Origin of the sequence: Paenisporosarcina sp. TG20, from assembly GCF_000286315.1 — a bacterium.
Classification (GTDB): domain Bacteria; phylum Bacillota; class Bacilli; order Bacillales_A; family Planococcaceae; genus Paenisporosarcina.
Window position 1 is genome coordinate 1 of the sequence record NZ_ALJG01000322.1, and the last position, 23,864, is coordinate 23,864.

Annotated in this window: 16 protein-coding genes; 12 read left to right on the top strand and 4 right to left on the bottom strand. The window is 37.8% G+C overall.

Annotated features, from left to right (window positions below; genetic code table 11):
* Positions 1–440: 440 nt before the first annotated feature.
* The 9 genes from B371_RS0112955 to B371_RS0112995 all read left to right on the top strand — a co-directional run bounded on the left by B371_RS0112955 (position 441) and on the right by B371_RS0112995 (position 13,855).
* A complete protein-coding gene (locus B371_RS0112955; protein ID WP_019414750.1) occupies positions 441–1,556 on the top strand; it encodes a GAF domain-containing sensor histidine kinase in 1,116 nt (371 codons plus the stop codon).
* 12 nt (positions 1,557–1,568) lie between these two features.
* Positions 1,569–2,216, top strand: a complete 648-nt coding sequence (locus B371_RS0112960; protein WP_019414751.1) for a response regulator transcription factor — start codon at positions 1,569–1,571, stop codon at positions 2,214–2,216.
* Positions 2,217–3,036: 820 nt separating this feature from the next.
* On the top strand, positions 3,037–3,744 hold the full coding sequence (locus B371_RS0112965; RefSeq protein WP_019414752.1) for a FadR/GntR family transcriptional regulator: 708 nt from the start codon (positions 3,037–3,039) through the stop codon (positions 3,742–3,744).
* 52 nt (positions 3,745–3,796) lie between these two features.
* Positions 3,797–5,122 (top strand): FAD-binding oxidoreductase, encoded by a 1,326-nt coding sequence (locus B371_RS0112970; protein ID WP_019414753.1) that lies wholly within the window; start codon positions 3,797–3,799, stop codon positions 5,120–5,122.
* A gap of 2 nt (positions 5,123–5,124) precedes the next feature.
* Positions 5,125–6,498, top strand: a complete 1,374-nt coding sequence (locus B371_RS0112975; RefSeq protein ID WP_019414754.1) for a (Fe-S)-binding protein — start codon at positions 5,125–5,127, stop codon at positions 6,496–6,498.
* Positions 6,489–7,949, top strand: coding sequence for an FAD-linked oxidase C-terminal domain-containing protein (locus B371_RS0112980; protein WP_019414755.1), 1,461 nt, complete (start codon positions 6,489–6,491; stop codon positions 7,947–7,949). Before B371_RS0112975 ends, B371_RS0112980 begins: the two co-directional genes overlap by 10 nt.
* Before the next feature lie 68 nt (positions 7,950–8,017).
* Positions 8,018–10,195, top strand: coding sequence for a malate synthase G (locus tag B371_RS0112985; protein WP_019414756.1), 2,178 nt, complete (start codon positions 8,018–8,020; stop codon positions 10,193–10,195).
* Positions 10,196–10,356: 161 nt separating this feature from the next.
* Positions 10,357–11,139: a fumarylacetoacetate hydrolase family protein gene (locus tag B371_RS0112990; RefSeq protein WP_019414757.1), complete on the top strand. Its 783-nt coding sequence runs from the start codon at positions 10,357–10,359 to the stop codon at positions 11,137–11,139.
* A 901-nt stretch (positions 11,140–12,040) separates the two neighbouring features.
* On the top strand, positions 12,041–13,855 hold the full coding sequence (locus tag B371_RS0112995; protein WP_019414758.1) for an L-lactate permease: 1,815 nt from the start codon (positions 12,041–12,043) through the stop codon (positions 13,853–13,855).
* A 1,364-nt stretch (positions 13,856–15,219) separates the two neighbouring features.
* Here B371_RS0112995 and B371_RS0113000 read toward each other — a convergent pair.
* The 4 genes from B371_RS0113000 to B371_RS0113015 form a co-directional block, all read right to left on the bottom strand.
* Entirely contained in the window at positions 15,220–16,062 is an 843-nt protein-coding gene (locus B371_RS0113000; RefSeq protein WP_019414759.1) for a dimethylarginine dimethylaminohydrolase family protein, read from the bottom strand.
* A 580-nt stretch (positions 16,063–16,642) separates the two neighbouring features.
* Positions 16,643–17,725: a ribosome small subunit-dependent GTPase A gene (gene rsgA / locus B371_RS0113005; protein ID WP_019414760.1), complete on the bottom strand. Its 1,083-nt coding sequence runs from the start codon at positions 17,723–17,725 to the stop codon at positions 16,643–16,645.
* A 295-nt stretch (positions 17,726–18,020) separates the two neighbouring features.
* Positions 18,021–18,899: a cation diffusion facilitator family transporter gene (locus B371_RS0113010; RefSeq protein ID WP_019414761.1), complete on the bottom strand. Its 879-nt coding sequence runs from the start codon at positions 18,897–18,899 to the stop codon at positions 18,021–18,023.
* Positions 18,900–18,968: 69 nt separating this feature from the next.
* Positions 18,969–20,309 (bottom strand): hemolysin family protein, encoded by a 1,341-nt coding sequence (locus B371_RS0113015; protein WP_026023057.1) that lies wholly within the window; start codon positions 20,307–20,309, stop codon positions 18,969–18,971.
* A 206-nt stretch (positions 20,310–20,515) separates the two neighbouring features.
* On the opposite strand from B371_RS0113015, the gene chrA reads away from it, so the two are divergent.
* Genes chrA through kynB form a run of 3 tightly spaced genes read left to right on the top strand, consistent with a single transcriptional unit; the run spans position 20,516 to position 23,610 of the window.
* A complete protein-coding gene (gene chrA / locus B371_RS0113020; RefSeq protein WP_019414763.1) occupies positions 20,516–21,703 on the top strand; it encodes a chromate efflux transporter in 1,188 nt (395 codons plus the stop codon).
* Between the two features lie 14 nt (positions 21,704–21,717).
* Positions 21,718–22,989 carry a kynureninase gene (kynU, locus tag B371_RS0113025; protein ID WP_019414764.1) on the top strand — a complete coding sequence of 424 codons (1,272 nt, stop codon included), beginning with the start codon at positions 21,718–21,720 and terminating at the stop codon, positions 22,987–22,989.
* Positions 22,990–23,610, top strand: coding sequence for an arylformamidase (kynB, locus tag B371_RS0113030; protein WP_019414765.1), 621 nt, complete (start codon positions 22,990–22,992; stop codon positions 23,608–23,610).
* The last annotated feature ends 254 nt before the right edge of the window (positions 23,611–23,864 follow it).

The following is a 23,864-nucleotide window of genomic DNA, read 5'->3' on the forward strand; positions in this document are numbered from 1 at the left end:
CTTGCGACGAGGAGGCTCACAGACCGCCCGCGGAAAGCGTCCGCCTGTAACGGAAATCACACCGGAAACCAAAGTCGATACTATATGGAATATCCTTCTAAACTGATACTTAAATTATTTGCTCTCTTAAAGGACCGGGCGCACTTTGCCCGGTTTTTCTTACAAGATAAGTAGTAGATAGTAATAATAACTCTTTCAGCTAGCCAATACCTCATAAGAGGATATAGGTTTACATAGCCCGCTGAAAGAAGTGCTCAACTGGTTCCAAAAAATCAGAACTAGATGAATTCGAAGAATGACGTACTTACTCGACATTTACTTATGGAAAATCCTTTCAAATTGAGAATTTCAGTCAAAAGTATGAATCATTAATCATCCAAATGCATGAAAACGTATGTTATGGTAGAAAGTATATTAATAGATGAGACGGAGGCAGCTGTATGCAATCAAATGAACATTCAAATATCGGACTACTCAAAGAAATTGCCGAACTATTGAATGAAGAAACTGAAATGATACCGATGCTACAGGGTGCGCTTCATAAATTTTTAGCAGGAACTCAGTTTGAGAGTGGCTGGATATTCTTTATAGATACAAAAGGAAAGCATCAATTACTTGCCCATGAAAATCTCCCTACTGCTCTTGAACAAAGTGACTGTAGTCTCCTTAAAAAGAGTGGTTGCTGGTGTGTATCCAAATATCGTAATGGAGAACTTGATAGAGCAACAAATATGATAGAATGTCAAAGAATTGAAAATGCTATTGCTGAAAAGTTAGGAGATTACGGGGGTATTACACACCATGCAACCGTGCCACTTCAGTCAGGTGATGAAAGATTTGGTCTATTAAATGTAGCATCGCCAAATACTGTCGGGTTTCAAGAAAATGAACTAGCATTACTTGAGTCTGTTGCATTTCAAATGGGTTCAGCTATAAAACGCATCTTGTTAACAAAACAAGAACAGGAAATGGCACTTGTACAAGAACGTAACCGACTAGCACGTGATTTACACGATTCAGTGAACCAACTACTATTTTCAGTCACATTAACCGCTCGTGGCGGCAGTGAAATGACAGAGCAACCAGATGTGAAAGAAACGTTTCGTGAAATTCAGCATTTAACCCAAGAAGCATTAACTGAGATGCGAGCACTTATCTGGCAACTTCGTCCTAAAGGCTTAGAACGCGGATTGGTGGAAGGGATAAAAGGTTATGCAGAGATGCTAGGACTAATCCTTCTGACAAACGTTTCGGGTGTCATTAGCCTTCCTTTAAGATTGGAAGAGACCTTGTTTAGAATCGTTCAAGAAGGTCTAAACAATGTCAGGAAGCATTCGGGGGTTCAAGAAGCAGAATTATTTGTTACTGTTAGACCAACTGATGTACTTGTAGTGCTTAAAGATGATGGTTGTGGATTTCAATTGGAATCCAATGTCAGATTACCTTCTATTGGTATGCAGAGTATGCGAGATCGAGCACGAGCAGTTGGTGGATCAGTCGATTGGTCAAGTGATATGGATAAAGGAACTGAAATTTTAATTCGGTTACCTTATTAAGGAGGAACCTGCATGATTAAGGTACTAATTGCGGATGATCATCATGTGGTAAGACGAGGTTTAATGTTTTTTCTTAAGACTCAAAAGGACATTAATGTTATTGGGGAAGCTACTAATGGTCGAGAAGCCGTTGAGTTGACAGCAACCCTTAAGCCAGATGTAGTTTTAATGGATTTGATCATGCCGGTAATGGATGGAATCCAGGCCACCAAACGAATTAAAGAGCAATTTCCACAAATACAAGTTTTAATACTTACGAGTTTTTCAGACCGTGATCACGTCATTCCGGCCATAGAAGCAGGAGCAGCAGGCTATCAATTGAAAGACATAGAACCGGATGACCTAGCAGAATCCATCCGTAAATTGATGCGTGGAGAAAACACATTACATCCTCAGGCTACATCACAATTGATGAAAGGACGAGAACCACGTGTGGATCCAATCCATTTGTTATATCCATTAACACCGAGAGAGCAAGATGTTTTATCAGAACTCACTAAAGGAAAAAGCAATCGTGAAATCGCATCATGTCTATTTGTTTCGGAAAAAACTGTGAAAACGCATATATCAAATATTTTTTCAAAATTACATGTACAAGACCGTACTCAGGCGGCACTATATGCAGTGAAGCATGGACTAACAGAACCAAGCGAATCATAAGGAGATTTATAAAATGAAAATCTAAGTCGTCATTGGGGCTCACAAAGACGGTTAAAGTGTCCCTTGTAGAGTAGACAGACTAAATAAATCTTACTATAGTGGATGTGTTTTTTATATACTTAAGGAAATCATCAGAAGATTTGCGTCCTTGGCTCACCTACAACCTTGAAAAAATGTGTTTTAATTTGGATTAATGAAAGAGTTGGCACTTACCGTAAAATAGCAAATGTTCCAAGTACAATGATGCCACTGAAAAAGGATCTTAAGACAAAAACAGCGAACCTTTACTCGATTTTAATTGAGAAAAGGCTCGCTGTTTTTATTATAATATGGTTTTACATTTTAATATTCATGTGATTTTGTATGCTTGTTTTAGCAAAGCCTCAAACCAACATTCTATCAATAAGTATTAAATAAATGAGATAAATTCAATTTCGGGTAAAACTAAAAAAGTTCTTTTCGTAAGAATTCTCATTTTGAATTGGTGTGAATCTTCATGATGTAGGAAACCTAATTTCGGTTGAGTCAGATACTTTTAGAAATCCCTTTGGTGCCTTGTGTTAGCACCCAAAGATGCCTCGTACCTTCACAAAATAAATTGAACTTGTTCGGTTGGAAGATAACAGTTAATCTGCCTTAAATATCATTTTTTTCAGGAATTCTAATATAAGTTTTTGTAAGAACTTTACAGACCAATATTACACTGAATATTCACGTAAGTCAAAATACTTATTGTAAGTTCTTCCATTTAATGATTTAATTAAACAAAACCACAAACTTGTCTGATATGTGATGTCTGAAAGACAAAGGAGACGGGATCATGAATGTAGAAAAGATTTCAACCAAGAAAGTGTCGGAATCTGTGGCAGAAGAAATTGAAAGATTAATCAAAAAAGGGATGTTTCAGGAGGGGGAGAAGCTTCCTTCTGTTCGTGAGCTATGTGAATTGTTTGGTGTTGGACGGTCTGCGGTCAGAGATGCAATTACAACACTGGGTGGAAAAGGAATTGTATATGTGAAACGAGGGGAAGGGACGTATATTCGTGAGTTTGATGTTTCGAATTTATTTAACAACCAACTTTTACTTCCTAGCGCAGATGATATAAAAGAGCTTTTCCAGGTCAGAAAAATATTAGAAACTGGAATAGCTGAAAAAGCTGCTCAAAATCGGTCGGATCAAGACTTGTTCGTAATGGAAAGATATATTTTCAATTCAACAGAAATTAAATGGGAATCTGACTATCATTTTCATCTGGCAATTGCAAAATCAACACATAATGAAATTTTAATTCAGTTCATGCAATTTATTTCAGCAACAATGAAAAAAGCAATAAATGATTTTCATCATTACATACAGAAAAACCCCGATAAGGTTAAAAAGATTGAAAGTCAGCACTACCAAATATATGAAGCAATTAAAAAAGGAGACCCAGATGAAGCACATAGAATGATGAGTAATCATTTGGATTTTGTCGAGGTAGAGCTTATGAAAAGTCATGTTTTACTAAAGATTTCAGATGAAAAGTAAGTAGTATTGTATGTATTGAATCATTTTAAAAATTAAATGGAGGTGTTTGTATTTGATCGCTACTGAGCTTTTAATAAACTTAGAATCAATTATCCCTAGGGAAAGAATTAAAAGTGGACAAAATCAGCACCATCACCTTGGGAACAATGCCCAAGTAAGTGTTTTTCCTACTACGGAAGAGGAAATCTCCTTAATCTTAAAATACGCTAACAATCATGGGAAAAAAATATCGGTGATGGGCGGAGGAACAAAAAGAGGATTCGGCGGATTAACTGAATCTGTAGATATCCTTCTCTCACTGTCGTTGTATAAAGGAATTGTCGAACATACAGTGGGTGATATGACACTTACTGTAAAAGCGGGTACAACCTTTTATGAACTGCAAGAATACTTGGCCAAGCACAAACAAAAAGTTTCTCTAGATCCCACTTGGCCGGAATATTCCACGATTGGAGGAATCGTTGTCGCAAATGAAAACGGTCCCAAACGTCTTGGTTACGGTTCTTCACGAGATGTGGTAATTGGACTTCGAAATATTTATCCTGATGGGAGTATTATTCGGTCAGGTGGGAAAGTTGTGAAAAATGTTGCTGGGTATGATATGAATAAGATATTTATCGGCTCGATGGGAACGCTTGGCGTTGTATCGGAGGTGACAGTAAAGCTTCGTCCGGTCGCTAAATATGAAAGTCTTATCCTAATATCTTTCAAAGAAGGAAGCATTGATGAGATCTTAATGTTTTCAAAGGCATTACTAGATTCTGTAATGGAACCTGTGGCTCTTGAATTATTAAGTCCTACATTATCTGAAAAGTTAACCGGTCAATGTACGTTTACAGTAGCGATCTCTTTTGAGGATGTAGAAAGCTCAGTTCATTATCAAGAAAAATTTGTTAAAGGTATTCAGCCTTCTGGCACAGAAATGGACATTCTTTCTGAAAGTGAAGCCCAGTACTTTTGGCATCTGTTTTATACAATTTGTCCAAACGGGGCCAAGGAGAGTGCTGGGGAGGAAACAGAGGCAGCTTTAAAAATTGGGGTAGTTAATCTTAATGTTCTTTCCATAATTAAAGAAAGTCAGCTTTTACAGGACTCTTATAATCTAGTAGTTGAGTCACATGGTGGGCTTGGACATGGCTTGTGCCAAGTGATTTTAAAGGGTTCAAGCCAAAAAGTGGTGTTAGCAATTCGTCAAATGCGTGAAACGGTATTAAAGCTAGACGGTTACTTGGTTGTAAAGCATTTACCTTTTGAACTGCGTCAAAAAGTCGATGTTTGGGGGGGGAAACCATCGCATTTCTTCCTACTAGAAGGAATTAAGTCAAAAATTGACCCCCAAAAAATTCTAAACCCTAAACGATTCATTGGAGGGATTTAAACATGAGTTTAAGAGAAAAGGATTTGGGAAAAGGTCCAGCATGCACGACGATGAAAAGCCTTAGCAATTATCTTTGGAGCGATCATCCAGATGAAAAAAAATGGGCAGACTGCACCCATTGTGGGATGTGTTTGGAATCTTGCCCGACCTATGAACTAACCGGTCAAGAGCAGCATTCACCCAGAGGACGTGTTCATCTTATTAAATCAGTAGCAGAAGGCAAGCTAGAAGTAAACTCGCATTTTATGGAGCCTGTTTTCGCTTGCTTGGACTGTCGCGCTTGTACAACAGCTTGTCCTGCAAATGTTGATGTGGGTGGATTGATTGAAGAAGCTCGTGGACAAATTCGCCAAGCGATGCCTTTAAAAGGATGGAAAGGTGCCGTAAGCAAAGTTTTTCTACAAGGATTATTTCCTCATCAAAATCGATTAAATTCACTCGGCAGCTTTCTACGTTTTTACCAAAAAAGCGGAATGCAAAAAGTAATCCGAAAATCAAAGCTAATCAACATCATGCCTCAGCATTTAGTTGAAATGGAAGCCATTATGCCAGAAATACAACCCTCCGTCCGTCAAAAATATAAAAATGAAAACGTTATCAAAGCAAAGGGTAAGACAAAGAACGAAGTGGCATTTTTAACGGGTTGTGTAATGGATGTGATGTTTAGTGACATTAACGACTCCACAATTAATGTTTTAACACGAAACGGTAATGATGTGAGTATCCCGCAAAATCAAACATGCTGTGGCGCTTTACACGTCCATGCTGGAGATCGTGATACTGGTAGAAAGCTTGCAAAGCAGAATATAGAAGCGTTCAGTGGAGCTGAAAAAGTGATTGTTAATGCGGCTGGATGCGGCTGTATGCTAAAAGAATATGCAGAATTATTCCGGGAAGAAGAACCCGAATGGCACGAAAAAGCTTTATTGTTTTCCACGAAAGTAGAAGACATTTCGAAATATCTTCATGACACAGGCTTTGAAAAACCAAAAGCAACAATCAACAAACGCGTTACCTATCATGATGCGTGTCATTTAGCGCATGGACAGGGTGTACGAAACGAACCACGTGATATTCTTCTTGCGATTCCGGGTGTCGAAATGGTCCATATGCAGAACTCGGACCGCTGCTGTGGAAGTGCTGGTATTTACAATATTACTAATCCGGAAATGGCAGGAGCCGTCCTTGAAAGTAAGATGGAAAATGTTCCTGAAGATGTAGAAATGATTTCAATGGGTAATCCTGGATGCATGTTACAAATGGCCATTGGAGTAAAGAAATATGGAAGAAATCAAAAGGTTGTTCATACTATTCAATTACTAGATTGGGCCTATCAGAAAGAGGATGGCATAGAGGGGAAAGATATATGGCAGTAAAAAAAATTAAAACAAAAGATAAACATATAAAAAACCTTGCTACCATTGTCGGAGACGCAAGTTCCATTCTATACCAAAAAGTAGATTTACTAGCATATGAATGTGATGGATTTACGGTTTATAAGCATTCACCGAAAGCTGTTGTTTTTCCGAAAAATACAAATGAAGTGTCCGCGCTTGTTAAATACTGTTCGGACAATCAATTGCCTTTTCTAGCCCGTGGTGCTGGTACTGGTTTGAGTGGAGGAGCCATTCCATTAAATAATGAAGTTATTATTAGTTTAGTGAAAATGAAAAAGCTGTTAAATGTAGATCTTGAGAACAGACTTGCAGTCGTACAGCCTGGTTATGTCAATCTGAAGCTGACAAATTCGATCTCTGACAAAGGATATTATTATGCACCAGATCCTTCTAGCCAATCTTGCTGCACAATCGGTGGGAACGTGGCCGAAAATGCAGGAGGTGCGCATTGTCTCAAATATGGTGTTACGACAAACCATATTCTTGGTCTTGAGGTCGTATTGCCAAATGGAGATATTATTGAGCTAAGTGAAAATGGGATTCTCGATGTGCCTGGTTACGACTTGCTAGGTTTGTTAACGGGTTCAGAAGGAACTTTGGGGATCGTTACAAAAATAACTGTGCGTATATTAAAAAGCCCTGAAAGCAAGCAAACGGTCTTAGCTTATTTTGATCGTGTTGACGATGGAAGTCAGGCAGTATCTGATATTATCTCAGCAGGTATTGTTCCAGCAGCCCTTGAAATGATGGATAAAACAGCGATTGAGGCAGTGGAAAGCGCGGCCTTTCCAGTAGGGCATCCAAGGGATATCGCTGCTGTTTTGTTAATCGAAGTGGATGGGATTGCAGCAGGTATAGATGAACAAATAAATCAAATTCTCGAGGTTTGCAAAAAAAGAAATGTGCGTGAAGTAAGAGAAGCCAAGGACGAGCAGGAAAGAGCAAGCTGGTGGGCAAATCGAAAAACTGGATTTGGAGCAATGGGAGCAATATCTCCAGATTATTTAGTGCAAGATGGTGTTATTCCGAGAAGTAAATTGCCTGAGGTGTTAAAAAGGATTGAACAAATCAGTCAAGAATCAGGTCTACGTATTGCCAATATTTTTCACGCTGGGGACGGCAATCTACACCCACTTGTTTTATTTGATGCAAGGATACCAGGTGAAACCGACAAGGCAATCTTGGCGGGCAGTGCTTGTTTGCAAGCATGTGCTGATGTTGGTGGAACAATAACCGGAGAGCACGGAGTTGGCATTGAAAAAAGAGAAGAAATGCGTTTTGTGTTCAATGATGAAGAAATTATCGCCCAGACGAATATCCGAGAAGTATTCAATCCTAAAAACTTATTGAATGCGGGGAAATTGTTCCCAACGCCTGGGCGCTGTGGAGAAATTAAACAAGTAATGAAAGAAGCAACAACTGTTTCTTAAAACTTTTAGTGAGAACCTTAACAGGATCTGGAAAAATAAAAACGAGTATCTTAAGGAGGAATTGTACGATGATAAACTATGTAAAAAAAGCTAATCTCCAAGTTGCACCGATTCTCTATGACTTTATTAACGAGGAAGCACTTCCGAAAAGTGGACTAGATCAAGAAAGTTTTTGGTCAGGATTTTCAAATCTTGTCCATGATTTAACGCCAAAGAACAAGGAGCTATTAGCTAAACGAGAGGAAATTCAAAATAAAATAAATGAATGGCATCTTTCAAACAAGAATTTTGATGCCATCAAGTATAAAGCATTTTTAGAGGATATAGGTTATTTGGAACCTGAAGTGGATGATTTTTACATTACATCCCAAGCGGTTGATGAAGAAGTTGCTTTCCAAGCCGGGCCACAGTTAGTCGTTCCAGTAAATAATGGTCGTTACGCTATTAATGCTGCAAATGCTCGTTGGGGAAGTCTTTACGATGCATTATACGGAACGGATGCTATTAGTGAAGAAGGTGGTGCTATCGTAAGTGAGGGCTACAATCCGCTTCGTGGAGAAAAGGTTATAGAGTTTGCAAGAGGATTTCTAGATCAAACCATACCACTCGTAGATGCCACTCATAAGGATGCTGTGAACTATAGTATCGAAGAAGGAAAGCTTTCCGTAACACTTAATAATGGAGAAAAAGCTAGTTTAAAAGATGAAGAGAAACTTGTTGGTTATAAAGGACAACTTGAAAATCCATCAGCTGTTTTATTAAAAAACAATAAATTGCATTTTGAAATCCAAGTAGATCGAAGTCATCCAATCGGTAAAACAGACGATGCAGGAGTTAAAGACATTTTGATAGAGGCAGCTTTGACTACCATCATGGATTGCGAAGACTCTGTAACAGCGGTTGACGCTGAAGATAAAGTCCTCGTCTATCGGAACTGGCTTGGTTTAATGAAAGGTGATTTGTCGATTGAATTCATAAAAAATAATAAGAAATTAAAACGTACTCTTAATCCGGATCGCAGTTATTCTACTCCAAACGGTGAAGAGGTAACGCTACCAGGACGATCGCTAATGTTTGTCCGAAATGTCGGACATTTAATGTCTAATAATTCAATTTTAGATCAAAATGGCGACGAAATACAAGAAGGTATTTTAGATAGTGTGATGACCAGTTTGTTAGCAAAACATTCTTTGCTAGCAAATGGACCTTTTCAAAATTCTTCTAAGGGCTCCGTGTATATCGTCAAACCGAAAATGCATGGTTCAGCAGAGGTGTCTTTCGCCAATCAGTTGTTTGACCGGGTTGAAGATTTACTCCAATTGGACCGCAATACACTTAAAATTGGTGTAATGGATGAAGAAAGACGAACTTCATTAAACTTGAAAAACTGTATTCGTGAAGTGAAAGACCGCGTTGTATTTATTAATACGGGGTTCTTAGATCGAACGGGAGATGAAATGCACACGTCAATGGAAGCAGGACCAATGATTCGAAAAAATGAAATGAAGTCTTCAAAATGGCTACAAGGCTATGAAAAATCGAATGTGTATACCGGTCTCGCTACCGGTTTCCAAGGTCATGCTCAAATTGGTAAAGGAATGTGGGCAATGCCAGATTTGATGGCAGATATGCTAGAGCAAAAAGTTGGTCACTTACAAGCAGGAGCGAACACTGCATGGGTTCCTTCACCAACTGCTGCAATATTACATGCACTGCATTACCATCAAGTGGATGTTACAAATAGACAAATGGAGCTTCAAAAAGAGATAAAGGATTTACGAGATGATATTTTAACAATTCCAATCGAACAAAATCCAAAGTGGAGTGCTGAAGAAATTCAGCATGAGTTGGATAATAATGCTCAGGGAATCCTTGGCTATGTTGTTCGTTGGGTGGAGCATGGAATTGGTTGTTCAAAAGTTCCGGATATTAACAATGTAGCTTTAATGGAAGACCGTGCTACACTTCGGATTTCTAGCCAGCATATGGCCAACTGGTTGCATCACGGAATTTGTACAGAAGAACAAGTAGTAGAAACACTGCAGCGTTTGGCAAAAGTTGTAGATGAGCAAAATGCAGGAGATGCAGGGTACCTTCCAATGGCTAGAGACTATGAAAATTCAGTAGCATTCCAGGCAGCTTACGAACTTGTATTCCAAGGCTACGAGCAGCCAAGCGGATACACGGAGCCAATTCTCCATCGACGACGGTTAGAAGCAAAAGTGAAATTTGCAGTAAAGCAATAGCTTTCTTAGGGTAGATCATCACAACCCAGGAAATGGAGTAGAAAACTCGGTATTCTTAAAACACAGGAATACCTTGTTACTATTTTCCGATATCCAAATTAGTGGATATCGAAATGAGATTACCACTTTAGCAATTAGACAATTTAAAAAGGAGCACGATCATGAAATTTATACGATTTGAAGTAGAGGGTTCTAAAGTTTATCAGGGCGAACTAACAAAGGATAGTGTAAAACAAATCACGGGTGATCTATTTAGTGAATGGAGGTATACGGGGGAGACATTTAACATATGTGATGTGAAGCTATTGGCCCCATTACAACCAAACCAAATCATTGGAATCGGGGCAAACTATGTAACAAAAAAAGAAGATCTTCCTAGTGAACTACCGGAAATTCCAGTATTTTTCTATAAGCCTACTTCATCTGTTATTGGACCCGAAGAACAAATTGTCATTCCAAAGGGAATCGAACAAGTGAAATTCGAATCAGAATTAGCAATTATTATTGGAAAAGAAGCGAAAAATGTACCTGAATCAAGAGTTTTGGATTATGTTTTTGGTTATACCGTTGGAAACGACGTTACAGCACCACAGTTTTTCCATAAAGATGGGCACTGGACAATTGGTAAATCATTTGACACATTTACCCCTTTAGGTCCTGTAATTGAAACAGAGCTTGATCCTTTTCAAGTCAAAGTAGAAGCAAAATTAAATGGAATAGAAAAACAAAACAGTGAAACGGAACTAATGATTATTCCAATTCGTAAAATGATTTCTTATCTTACAACAGTCATGACACTCAAGCCCGGTGATGTCATTTTAACAGGAAGTCCTATTGGTGCAGAGCTTGTAGATGCTGGTGCTGTTATTGAGTGTGAAATCAAGGGGATTGGAATACTACGCAATACGTTTGTGACAGAAAAAGTTGGAGCGAAATCTAGTTAATGTTAAGTAGTAGTTAAGTATCAACTTTCGCCATTGAACGTCTTAACTGCATTGCTTGAGAACACGTTTAAGATGTAAAAAAATACCTCATTTTTAGTTGTAATGAATTGTTGAAAACCACTACCACATAGAAAAGGTGTTGCGTTTCTAAAGTTAATTGAGTTTCTTGAAAATGCCTTAAAGAAGATGAACAGGCACATACAGAAGCTCTTAAAAATCAACTCTCATATTGGATTGCAGAACTGATGGCTTACCTGCTGCCTAACTTGGTTTGCAAAATTTGAGTTTTCATTAATACAGAATCTTGTGTGTCGGTTATCCGTGGCTACGGAATCGGTGTCGAAGTACGCCTGGTCCGTATCCACAGATATAAATCCTCTATAAAAATTTTTCAATTGCTACCTAAAAAGTAAATAGACATCTTAATTCAATTGGACAAAAATCCAGTTGAATTAATGGATTAATATGTTTCTATGTCCATAGTATTCTGATTATTTAAAATATTAACTGTGTAAGTAAAAGGTTATCAAGTTAGTTAAGAGAATGATAGAAGTAAAACCTATTGTGTAAAACAGCTATTATCTCTAAATGTAAAAGATAACATTAGTAGCATCGGTATCTTAAATAAAGACTCCAAGAACTAAAAACTGATAGAAGAGTGAGAACTTATTACTGAATATGCTGTTTAAATATTGAAATTTACTAACCATATTTTTGTATTTAGGAAGAAGGGTATATGAAACCATTAAGGGGGTGGTAATGGGTGAAGTGAAATAAATTGTTACAAAGCATTTCATAGGGTGCTTAGTCCTCTAGGTTAACCCAAAACCTATCGATTAACAGTACGTTTAAGTTTGAGTAATTTTCAAATGATTTCCACTAGTAGAAAGGGGGAAAATAATTGAATACTGGAATGTTATCTTTATTATCGCTTTTACCTATATTAGTAGTCGCAATCTTTTTAGTTGGTATGAAGTGGCCCGCAAGTAAAGCCATGCCGATTTCTTATTTGGTTGCAATCATACTTGCCCTATTTGTGTGGCAGGTGCCAGGGGCAAAAGTTGCAGCAGCATCCATTAATGGATTAGTAGTAGCGGGGACTTTATTGTTTATTATTTTTGGTGCAATTTTGCTATTGAACACACTACAAGAAAGTGGTGGGATTAAAACGATTCGACAGGGATTCACTGATATATCTGAGGATCGCCGCGTGCAGGTTATCATTATTGCCTGGTTATTCGGATCGTTTATTGAAGGGTCAGCAGGTTTTGGTACTCCTGCTGCTGTTGCAGTACCGTTACTAGTAGGACTTGGCTTTCCAGCAATGGCAGCCGTTGTTGCTGGTATGATTATTCAAAGCACACCGGTTTCTTTCGGCGCCGTTGGAACGCCAATACTCGTTGGGATCCAAACCGGGTTATCCGCTGATGCTAGTATCACAACTAACTTTCTTTCATTGGTCACCATGATTGGGGGTCAAGTGGCAATTCTTCATTTGGTTGCGGGAACACTTATCCCGCTTTTCGTTGTTGCCTTAATGACAAGATTTTTCGGGAAAAATAAATCTTTTACTGAAGGAATTAAGATTTGGAAGTTTGCTTTGTTCGCAGCTTTTGCAATGACGATTCCATATGTAATTGTAGCGAATCTTCTTGGTCCTGAGTTTCCATCATTGATCGGTGGATTGGTTGGCTTAGCTGTCGTTGTTTTTGCAGCGAAAAAAGGTTTTCTAATGCCTCCTAAAGACGATATATGGGATTTTGACGAAAAATCAAAGTGGGATCCCGAATGGTCAGGCACGATGGAAATTAAAGACATTACTCATAAGAGTGGTAATATGAGTATGGTTCGTGCGTGGGCACCTTATATTTTAATTGGATTATTCTTAGTTTTATCAAGAATGCAAGCGCTACCATTTTCAGGGTGGTTAAAAGCATGGACGGTAAGTTTTCAGAATATTTTTGATTCAGGCATTACGGCAAGCTTTCAGCCCTTATACTTGCCTGGTACAATCTTTATTGTTGTCTCCATAATCACATACTTTCTACACGGTATGAATGCAAAATCATACAAACGTGCCTGGAGTCAATCAGCTAAGACGATGTTCGCTGCATCGACCGCACTTATTTTTACTATTCCAATGGTTCAAGTGTTCTTGAATACAGGTGGTGGAGCAGCAGGGTATGAGCAGATGCCAATTGAACTCGCAAATGGTGCCGCAGCCTTAGCGGGAGACTTTTGGCCGTTCTTTGCGACATTTATTGGTGGGATAGGGGCATTTATCGCAGGTAGTAATACAGTAAGTAATATGATGTTCTCCTTGTTCCAGTATGATGTCGGGACGCAAATGGGTGTTGACGCTACATGGATTGTAGCTCTTCAGGCAGTTGGAGGAGCCGCTGGAAACATGATTTGTGTGCATAACGTAGTAGCGGCTTCTGCTGTAGTAGGCATGGTCGGGAAAGAAGGCACGATAATTCGCAAAACATTATTCCCATTTGTGTACTATGCTTTGTTGACTGGATCTTTGGGATACTCAATCGTCTGGTATTCAGAAAAAGGTCTCTTCAATCTTGGTTCATTTATTGCAGTACTTATTGCATTAGCTGCAGTTTACATTATCGCAACCAATCGTAAAAGAGCCGATTTACTTGAACATAAAACACCATCACCAAGTATAAAAAAAGAAGAAAAACAAAAACAAACAGTAACATAAGAAGGATAAAATGGCGGTAGATATATAATACAGATAAGGTCATCTGAATAAGGTAAAGGCAAGAAAAGTGGGTAAAAGGACCATTTGTCTTGCTTTTTTTGGTTTGGCTTTAATAGTAAAATAAACTCAAAAGACTATGTGCTTAAGGGTTGAAGGCGAGCAACGAAAGCAAATTAACCAAAGAACGTTGAAATCTTGGTACAGTAGGTTTGCGATTCAAAGCTATCCGAAAACCCAAGTCATAAGTCTAAAAATCCTTTTTCAGCTGACACTCAAACTATTAATCCTTTTGTTAATTATCAGTAATACCTACAGGAAGTACCCTTTGCTAACCATAGGATACTATAATACATTAATAAAATTACCTTCCAATAGTAAGATACCTGTCTATTGAATAAATAGAAATAAAAAATCAATAGGTTAATCTAGTAACAGGTACTTCTGAAAATTCCAACCTAAAAATGTTTAACCAATAAATCCAATAATCGCAGCTATTATTTGTTCTTAAACCATTTTTGGTGTTTCTTTTTAAGAACATACTGAAAGTAGCAATTACTGCAACTATAATTCCAATCAAAAAGCCATCCAAGATTATTCCCTCAAGTAGCGGTATTTGCAGAATTAATTCTTGTTGAACCAGTTGGTTAACTTATGTAATCATGAGTAAAACTGTATAACCTTTTTTTATAAGTTAAATACTTGTCTAGACTTCTCTAATATAACTCATCAGTTAAACCCTAAAAAATATTATACTATTCATATTTATTCATATTAAATTACCCAACTTTCGCAGTTGCAAAAGGTCAGTACTCCCTTGGTATGACTATTCTCGATAGGCTTCATATAGCACTTGATTTTTAAAGATATATAAAAAGACACCTCTTTTTGATAAAATAATGGTGATAAAACCAAAACCAAAAAGAAAGGTGTCACTCATACGATAAACGTAAAAGAGCATTTTGCACAATTATTAAATGAATTAAAACTGTCCTTTATAGATTTACATATTGGCCTCCATTAAGAAAAGCCACGTTCCTTTCTGTTGACTCTCGTTTAATAAGTTCTTTAAAAGAAAAAAATCGTTTTTAAGCGATCGAGACATCTGTTGATAAGCGAACAAGTCAGATATAAACGCGGGAAAGAAGCCATGGAATCAAAACCGAATGTGTCTCTCATTTACTGGATCATGCGTTGAGTAAAGGGAATGTAGCTGATTACGTTCTGAAGGACAGCTGGTTACAAACTAGCCCCTTCACTTCAAGAAATCCATTCTAAAGGGCTCTATTTGATTGGAGTCGTCAAGCATTTAAATCAGCGGTACCGCTTTGATGTGAAGCGTTTAACTCTGGATCAATAGTAGAGATTCAAATCCTTAGCAAAGGTAATGAAGAACATCGAAAAGAGCCGTTTGATTTTATGATCTCGGAATATTTAACTTCAATAATTTCATATCCTCTGTTAGACATTTCTAAATTTACACGTTCATTTTGAGGCATACTAATTATCTTTTTATTCCCAATAGAAAGGACATTTGTTCCAGAAGTGAGCTGCTCATCATCAGTAACCTCAATTATGTCAAAGTGTTCTTTTATTAAGTTTAAATCTGTAGTGGAAAAAGCTGCTGGGTAGACAAGTGCCAATTTCTCATCAATAATATTGAATGCGCAGTCCAAATGTAATATTCTTTTCTCAATCGGCAATGGAATAATAGTATAGGAAGGAATTAAAGCTTGAAGTGCTTGTGTTGCGCTAAGTGACGTCCGATCGCTAAGACCAACCCAAACCTTGTTATTATCAATCATAATATCCCCACCCTCAATTGGGGATTGAACTAATTTCTTAAATGGGATATTTTCTTGCTTTAGCTTTCCCATTAAGGCTCCTACTTCACCTTTCCTTTTTTCACTTCCCATGGCAGATACAAATAATTGTTCGCCAACACAAAACCCAATATCTCGTGTAAATACTTGATCATTAAGCTTTTCCTCAGCAAAGAGCTCAAATACTTCAACACCATGGCTTATCAATACTCTTACAAAATCTTGGTATTGTTCCATTGCGATGTTTACATTAATAGTCTCGGATCTATAACGTTTATTTGTTTGGTTTATTTTCAAATATTTAGGTGGACAAATAATCAGTTTTTTAAGAATACCAAATTCATTACGACAATTAAGATTACCCATTTGTATAGATTCTTTACCCACTTGAGAATACCTCCAATTTGACTCGAACATTAATTGCAACCTATATAACACAATCTTAAGATTCTAGTACTATTAGCATAAACATCAACTTAAACTTATATACACAAGTCTGTCTGTTTCACTACGATGATGAGGCAACTGAAAAAAGTCCACCATCATAGACAAGATTAAGTGTTCCCTATAATACACGATTCAGTGCTTTGTGGTTGCCACCCCAGAATCTAGGAAGAAAATGACTCGCTCCAGCTACCACTTTAAAAGTACTTACACTAGTTCTGCCTAGGTCTAAGGAAGACATCTAATGCAGTACAGTCTACACAAAAAAAAAGTGATCTTTTCCTCGAATTATTGAGGAAAGAATCGCTAGTTTTTGTTTGTATAATAAGTGTACTAATATTAATAACAGGTGGGTGTCCCAATGATATATAATCAAGAACCTTTAAACCTAAGCCCGTTAATGTCGATTTAAGATATGGTTATGGGACAGGTGATAATAGTGATGGAAAACACCCTGAAAATACGAAACAAAAAGGCGACATTTCGTTCAAAATCGAACGAAATGTCGCCTTTGGCTAAACTATTATCTTTTTTTCAACGGGCGCTTACGCATATCTTTCGTAATTTGTTTCCATTTTCCACGCTCTGCTTTTTGAGCAGCAGCATCTGCTTTTCGTTCTATAAAAGCGAGTTCGCGTTTTAACTTTACATAGCTTGCATAACGTTCGCTAGGTAGAGAGTCATTTTCTAGCGCTTCTTTGACGGCACATCCTGGTTGCCCATCATGTTGACAGTCATTAAAGCGACACGATTCAGCCAAGAGTTCCACATCTTGAAAACCAGTATCTAGGCTTTCGCTATTATCCCACATTTGGAACTCTCGCATTCCAGGAGTGTCAATTAATAAGCCACCACCTGGTAAACGGGATAATTCGCGATGAGTTGTAGTATGACGACCTTTGTCATCATTTTCTCTTACGTTTTGAACGGCCATTACTTCTTCTCCACATAATACGTTTACTAAAGAAGATTTACCAACACCAGAGGAGCCGAGAAGAGCCGCAGTTTTACCTTCTTTTAGTAATTCCTGAAGTTTAGAGATTCCTTCACAGGTCACACTACTGACAACATGAATGGGGACACCAAATGCAACGCTCTCTGCTTGTTCTACGTATGTTTGTAAGTCATTGCAAACATCTTTTTTTGTTAATACAATAACAGGATTTGCTCCTGAATCCCAAGCAGCAATTATATAACGTTCAAGACGGCGAACGTTAAAGTCTTGGTTTAGAGACATGATAAGGAAGACGATATCAACGTTTACTGCAATGATTTGTTCAGTTGTAGCGCCTCCCGCAACTTTTCGAGAAAAGAGAGAAGTCCTTGGCAAGACACTATGAATAATTCCTTTTTCCTCACCAGGCATTTTTTCTACGGCAACCCAGTCACCGACCGCAGGGAAATCCCTACGATCTTGTGCTTGATGTTTAAAACTTCCCGAAAGAGAACTTAACCATTCTCCATCATTTGTTACAACTCGGTACATATGTTTATGCTCAAGCAAAACACGTCCTGCGACGCTTTCTTGCAGTTTTTCATTTAGGGATTGGATCATCCATTTTGTTTCCCAAGATTTGTTCCATCCGTAATTTTCAATTATTTTCAATATAATTCCTCCTGTTTTTGTGTATATAAAAAACCGTGTCTGCGAAAAGGCAGTCACGGTTAAATACACAACACACAAGAAAAAAGTCTACTTTTTAGAAAGCACACATGTGATGAGATACCTGGAACATGCCAATTCGCTTGTTTACATAGCCAGTTAAAATTGTCATAATACCTCACCTGCTTTCTATTGATAATACAACCTTACCAAGAATAACCTCTTTTAGTCAACCATTAATCTTACATAATTTTCATTTTTATTCTGTGGAGTTAAAATTTCGAGTAAATGTAATTTTCTATTGCGTGCTGTCTACATAAGGTTCGATGTGAACTAAAACTAGACAATTTGGTTTGGCAATATGAATTTTTTTCTCGATTTGCTCTGTAATAAGATGACTTTCTACTACATTTAATGAAGGCTCTACTAAGACAGTTAAATCTACAAACATTATATTTCCGTGCATTCTTCCTTTAAAATCCTCTAAATAAATGACACCTGGAACTTTTCGGACTAGCATCGAAAGTGTTTCAACTTCTTCTTCATTAAATCCGTCGGTTAATGTGTAAACTGCTTCTTTAAAAATAATATAAGCAGTCTTTATTATTAAAAAACCCACTAATAATGCAGTGATGGAGTCAATAATAGGAAGTCCAAATATTGCACCTAAGATTCCTATACCCGCACCAATACTTACGAGGGCGTCTGAACGATTATCATAAGCAACGGCCCGTACGGCAGAACTGTTTATACGATTTGCCAATTTCAAATTGTAACGATAAACTACAAACATTACCAAAGCACTACTGCCAGCAACGATAGCGGTTATAACCGATGGAGTTTCATGAACTGGATCAAAAAAATTTCTACCGACATTTATTATTACTTGTAATCCAACAGCGGCCATAATAAATGATGCAACCAGAGACGCTACTGTTTCAGCACGGAGGTGTCCATAATGATGATTATGATCAGGGGGTTTTTGGGAGATACGAAGACCAATAAGTACCGCAATAGATGCAATGATATCAGTAAGGTTATTCAAACCGTCCGCTTTTAAAGCTTCCGATGTTCCTATATACCCAACAATCAGCTTTAATCCGCTCAGGATTATATATGTCCCAATGCTAAGCCAGGCACCTCTTTCCCCTTCACGTAAATCTGAATAAAGTTCCAATTTGTTACCTCCCTAAAAAACTATCTGCAATTAGAAAACGACCCTCTAGGTGAGAGTCGTTTGGCTAAATCAATCCATTGCATGGTTTTCTATTGACTCAGCGGATTCTTGTTCATTTAATTTAATGACTTCAAGATACAGTATGTGATGACCTTCCATATGTTTAATCGTGAATTCATAACCTTGTTCAATTATTTTTTCACCTTGAATGGCTTCAAAATGTTTCGTCATCAGCCAGCCACCAATAGTATCTATATCCTCTTCATCAATATCAATGCCTAAAATATCATTGACATTTTCTAGTAAGACTTTTGCATCCAATATATAATGATGATCTCCTAGTTTTTGAACGTCAGGCAATTCGTCATTATCAAATTCGTCCCGAATATCACCGACAATTTCCTCCAGGATGTCTTCAATTGTTACAAGGCCAGAAGTTCCACCGTACTCATCCATTAAAACTGCCATATGGATTCGTTCACGTTGAATCTTCAATAATAATTCGCCAATTGGAATTGTTTCAATAACTCGTATAATTGGTTGCATATAATCGATAACAGGTCGATTAATATTAGAAGTATCTTTAATATACGCAGTTAATAAGTTCTTCATATTCACAAGACCAATTACGTGGTCTTTATCGCCATCAGTTATTGGATAGCGTGTATATTGTTCCACATTTACTTGATTAAATACATCGCGAAGTAGTGTATCTTTATCAATGGTACTCATCTCGGTACGAGGTGCCATGATTTCTTTAGCAATACGATCATCAAATTCAAAAATTTTATTTACAAATTTATATTCAGATTGGTTAATCTCACCGTTCTTCAAGCTGTCTGACAAAATCATACGAAGCTCTTCTTCAGTATGGGCAATTTCAGATTCGGACACTTGTTTTAATCCAAATAAACCTGTAAGCAGTCGAGCAGAAGCATTTAAGAATTTTATAAAAGGATACATTAGGCGATGAAACCAGATTAATGGTGTTGCTGTATATAACGCAACTTGTTCCGCTTTTTGTATAGCTAAAGTTTTCGGCGCCAATTCACCGACAACTACGTGCAAGAATGTAACGAATGAGAAAGCCACAGCAATTGAAACGATAGATGCAACACTATCACTTATATTAAAGTTTTCAACCAATGGATGGAGTATGATTCCTACTGTAGGTTCTCCTAACCAACCCAAACCTAAAGCTGTAATCGTAATACCTAGTTGACAAGCCGATAAGTATTCATCTAAATTTGAAACAACTCGTTTTGCTGGTATCGCACGTCTATTTCCTTCACCAATTAGTTGATCAATACGTGAAGTTCTCACTTTTACAATAGCAAACTCACTTGCTACGAAAAAAGCTGTAAGGGCGATTAAGACAGCAAATGCTGTCAATCGTATGGCTATGTCCAAATAATTCCTTTGTTCTAGACCCGAATGAGGGGGAGAACAAAGTGTACACCTCCTGTTTTCTGAAAAAAATAGTTAATACCTATAATAATAAAATACTTACCTATAAAAAACAAATATTACTTTCTTAAAGCATATAAGTCTTTTCAAGAACAACACCCTTTTGTAATATATAGGAGTAAACTAATATATGAGGAAGTGAAAATAACATGTCATCTACTAAAAGAGGTACCTATCTTGAAATTCTAGCAGCTTCAACAAAATTAGGGTTAACCTCTTTTGGAGGCCCAGTAGCACATATCGGTTATTTTCGAGATGAATACGTAAAGAAAAGAAAATGGCTTGATGATAAATTATATGCGGACTTAGTAGCTCTTTGCCAATTCTTACCCGGACCAGCGAGTTCACAAGTAGGAATTTCTATTGGGATGTTACGAGGTGGACTACTGGGTGGGGTTTTGTCATGGATTGGTTTTACCCTGCCATCTGTCCTGTTGTTAATGGCATTTGCATGGATTATTATGCAAACGGGGTCTTTTGAAAGTGGTTGGATTCAAGGATTGAAAATTGTTGCCGTTGCAGTTGTGGCACAAGCTTTAATGGGGATGAGTAAATCGTTAACCCCTGATCGAACGAGGATCACGGTAGCCATTATTGCCGCTGCCACAACTTTATTAATCCCAACCGCATGGGCGCAAATTCTTATTATTGTCCTTGCAGGAGTTTTTGGAGTCATGTTTTACAAAAATGAAAAAGTACCAGATGCAGTGGACATGCCATTATCATTTGGAAAGAAAACTGGAGTTATCGCATGGATACTATTTTTTGCGTTACTTATTTTGTTACCAGTTTTCAGACCATTCGTTCAAGCAACCTGGTACTCTATTTTCGATATCTTTTATCGTGTTGGTTCCATCGTATTTGGAGGAGGTCATGTTGTACTCCCAATGTTAGAACGAGAAGTTGTGCCGACTGGATGGATGTCTTCTGAAGCGTTCATTGCAGGTTATGGAGCTGCACAGGCAGTTCCTGGTCCGTTATTTACATTATCCGGCTACTTGGGTCAAATAATGGGGAGCTTTTCAGGAGCCGCAATAGCAGTTGTTGCCATGTTTTTACCTTCATTTTTATTGGTTATAGGGACCTTGCCATTTTGGGCAGTAATTCGAACAAAACCTAGAATTCAAGCTGCTTTAAAAGGTGTGAATGCTGCAGTGGTAGGGATTTTATTGGCCGCTTTATATGATCCTGTATTTACTAGTGCTGTGCATGATCCGATTGACTTTGTTATTGTTTTAATTTCGTTTACTCTATTAGTATTCTACAAATTACCACCTTGGATTGTCGTCATAATCACAGCCTTAATGGGTGCACTTAGTTTTGCTCTCTTTGGCTGAAAGGAGTTTTAAAGATGAATATAACACTGGAACACGCGCAACAACTTGATAAAAAGGATGAACTTAGTCGATTTAAACAAGAGTTTTATTTTCCGGGAAATCAATTATATATGGATGGAAATTCACTTGGATTGATGTCTAAAAGATCAGAAGACACTTTAAACAAGTTAATGGATAGTTGGAAAAGTAAAGGGATTGATGGGTGGACAGAAGGCGACGAACCTTGGTTTACCTATTCTGAACAATTAAGTCAACGTATTGCTCCAATGGTGGGTGCAAAAGGACATGAAGTAATGGTGACAGGTTCAATTACTACGAACATCCATCAAATGCTCGCTACGTTATTTCATCCAACGGCAGAAAAGAATGTGATCGTCGTTGATGAATTGAATTTCCCATCTGATATTTATGCCGTTGAAAGCCACTTGAGGTTACGCGGATTAGACCCGGATATGGCGATGCGTAAAGTGAAAAGTGATGATGGCTATACATTGACGCTTGCAGCGATTGAAGAAATGCTGACTGAGGACGTAGCCATTTTAATGTTGCCATCTGTGTTGTATCGAAGTGGGCAATTATTAAATATAGAACGCATAACCGAAATGGCGCATTCAAAAGGGATTTTAGTCGGATTTGATTTAGCCCATTCAATTGGAGCAGTACCTCACGAACTACATAACCAAAAAGTAGATTTTGCCATTTGGTGTCATTATAAATATATGAACAGTGGACCAGGTGGCTCAGGCGGGTTATTTATACACGAACGACACCATCATGAATTACCAGGTCTCGCTGGTTGGTTCGGATCAGATAAAACAAAGCAATTTGACATGACGCATGATTTTACAAAAGCAAGTGGAGCAGGTGCTTACCAAATTGGGACACCAAATTTGTTTAGCACAGCACCGTTAAGCGGTAGCATTGAGATGTTTGAAGAGGCTGGGATGAAAGATGTACGATTGAAGTCTCTAGCATTGACAAAGTATTTAAGAGACTTGATTCAATCAGAAATAGATTCCTACGGTTTTGTTGATGTAACGCCTTTAATTGATGAAGAGAGAGGCGGACATATTGCTCTAGCTCATCCCGAAGCTGCTCGTATTTGTAAAGCATTGAAACAAGCAAATGTCGTGCCAGATTTCCGCTCACCTGATATTATTCGATTGGCTCCAGTTAGTTTTTATTCAAGTTTTGAAGATGTCTGGGAAATGGTTCAAAGACTAAAAAAAATTATGGTAGAAGAAACATATAAAAATTTTTCCAATGAACGAAATGTGGTGGCATAAGTGAAAATCCATGATATTTCGATGATGTTAAATCAAGATGTTGCGGAATGGCCAGGTGATACGCCGTTTCAATTTCAAGTTTCTTTGACGAAACAGCAAAGTGGTTCGGTGAATATTGGACAAATCACCTCCAGCACACATATAGGCACACATATTGATGCACCTTTTCATTTTGATGAAGAAGGTGAGAAAGTTCATGAGCTACCTCTAGAAAACTATATTGTAGAAGCTATTGTTATCGATATGAGTGAAAAACAGGTGATTTCTCGTGAGTTATTACAAAAAGTCACAACAGGGACAGCTAAAGCAGTACTTTTCCGAACAAGTTTCTGGACGAACAGAGATGTGTTCCCTAAAGAAATTCCAACCTTTGATGTTGATATAGTGGAGTGGATGGTAGAAAACGGAATTCTATTACTGGGAGTGGACTTGCCATCGGTTGACTCGATTACTAGTAAACATTTACCCATGCATCATGCATTAGGATCTGCCGGACGCTATATTTTAGAAGGACTCATGCTAGACGAAGTAAAGGACGGAACGTATAAATTAATTGCTCTTCCTTTGAAAATAGAAGGGGCGGATGGAAGCCCCGTCCGTGCCGTATTAATTGAAGAATAGAAAAGTGGACCTTGGAGTGATTCCAAGGTCCATTTTGCGCAATAAGAAACTACCATGTATTACGTTACGTTTCACGAAACCCTCATCTACCATGAAAAGTGATCCTCAGCAAAAAAGAGGTACTAGTAAAGCCCTTAGGAGTCGCCGCCTTCCGCATCAATCAAGAAAATGTTTTTGAATTGATCATAAAAGAAAATAAAACGGAAAAAGAAGAGAGTGCAGAAAGTCACTGGGACTTTAAATAATAGAAAAAT

What these genes read in the sequence shown, in the direction of transcription:
- B371_RS0112955 (WP_019414750.1), top strand. Translation starts at nt 441, where the DNA reads ATGCAATCAAATGAACATTCAAATATCGGACTACTCAAAGAAATTGCC.
- B371_RS0112960 (WP_019414751.1), top strand. Translation starts at nt 1,569, where the DNA reads ATGATTAAGGTACTAATTGCGGATGATCATCATGTGGTAAGACGAGGT.
- B371_RS0112965 (WP_019414752.1), top strand. Translation starts at nt 3,037, where the DNA reads ATGAATGTAGAAAAGATTTCAACCAAGAAAGTGTCGGAATCTGTGGCA.
- B371_RS0112975 (WP_019414754.1), top strand. Translation starts at nt 5,125, where the DNA reads ATGAGTTTAAGAGAAAAGGATTTGGGAAAAGGTCCAGCATGCACGACG.
- B371_RS0112980 (WP_019414755.1), top strand. Translation starts at nt 6,489, where the DNA reads ATGGCAGTAAAAAAAATTAAAACAAAAGATAAACATATAAAAAACCTT.
- B371_RS0112985 (WP_019414756.1), top strand. Translation starts at nt 8,018, where the DNA reads ATGATAAACTATGTAAAAAAAGCTAATCTCCAAGTTGCACCGATTCTC.
- B371_RS0112990 (WP_019414757.1), top strand. Translation starts at nt 10,357, where the DNA reads ATGAAATTTATACGATTTGAAGTAGAGGGTTCTAAAGTTTATCAGGGC.
- chrA (WP_019414763.1), top strand. Translation starts at nt 20,516, where the DNA reads ATGTCATCTACTAAAAGAGGTACCTATCTTGAAATTCTAGCAGCTTCA.
- kynU (WP_019414764.1), top strand. Translation starts at nt 21,718, where the DNA reads ATGAATATAACACTGGAACACGCGCAACAACTTGATAAAAAGGATGAA.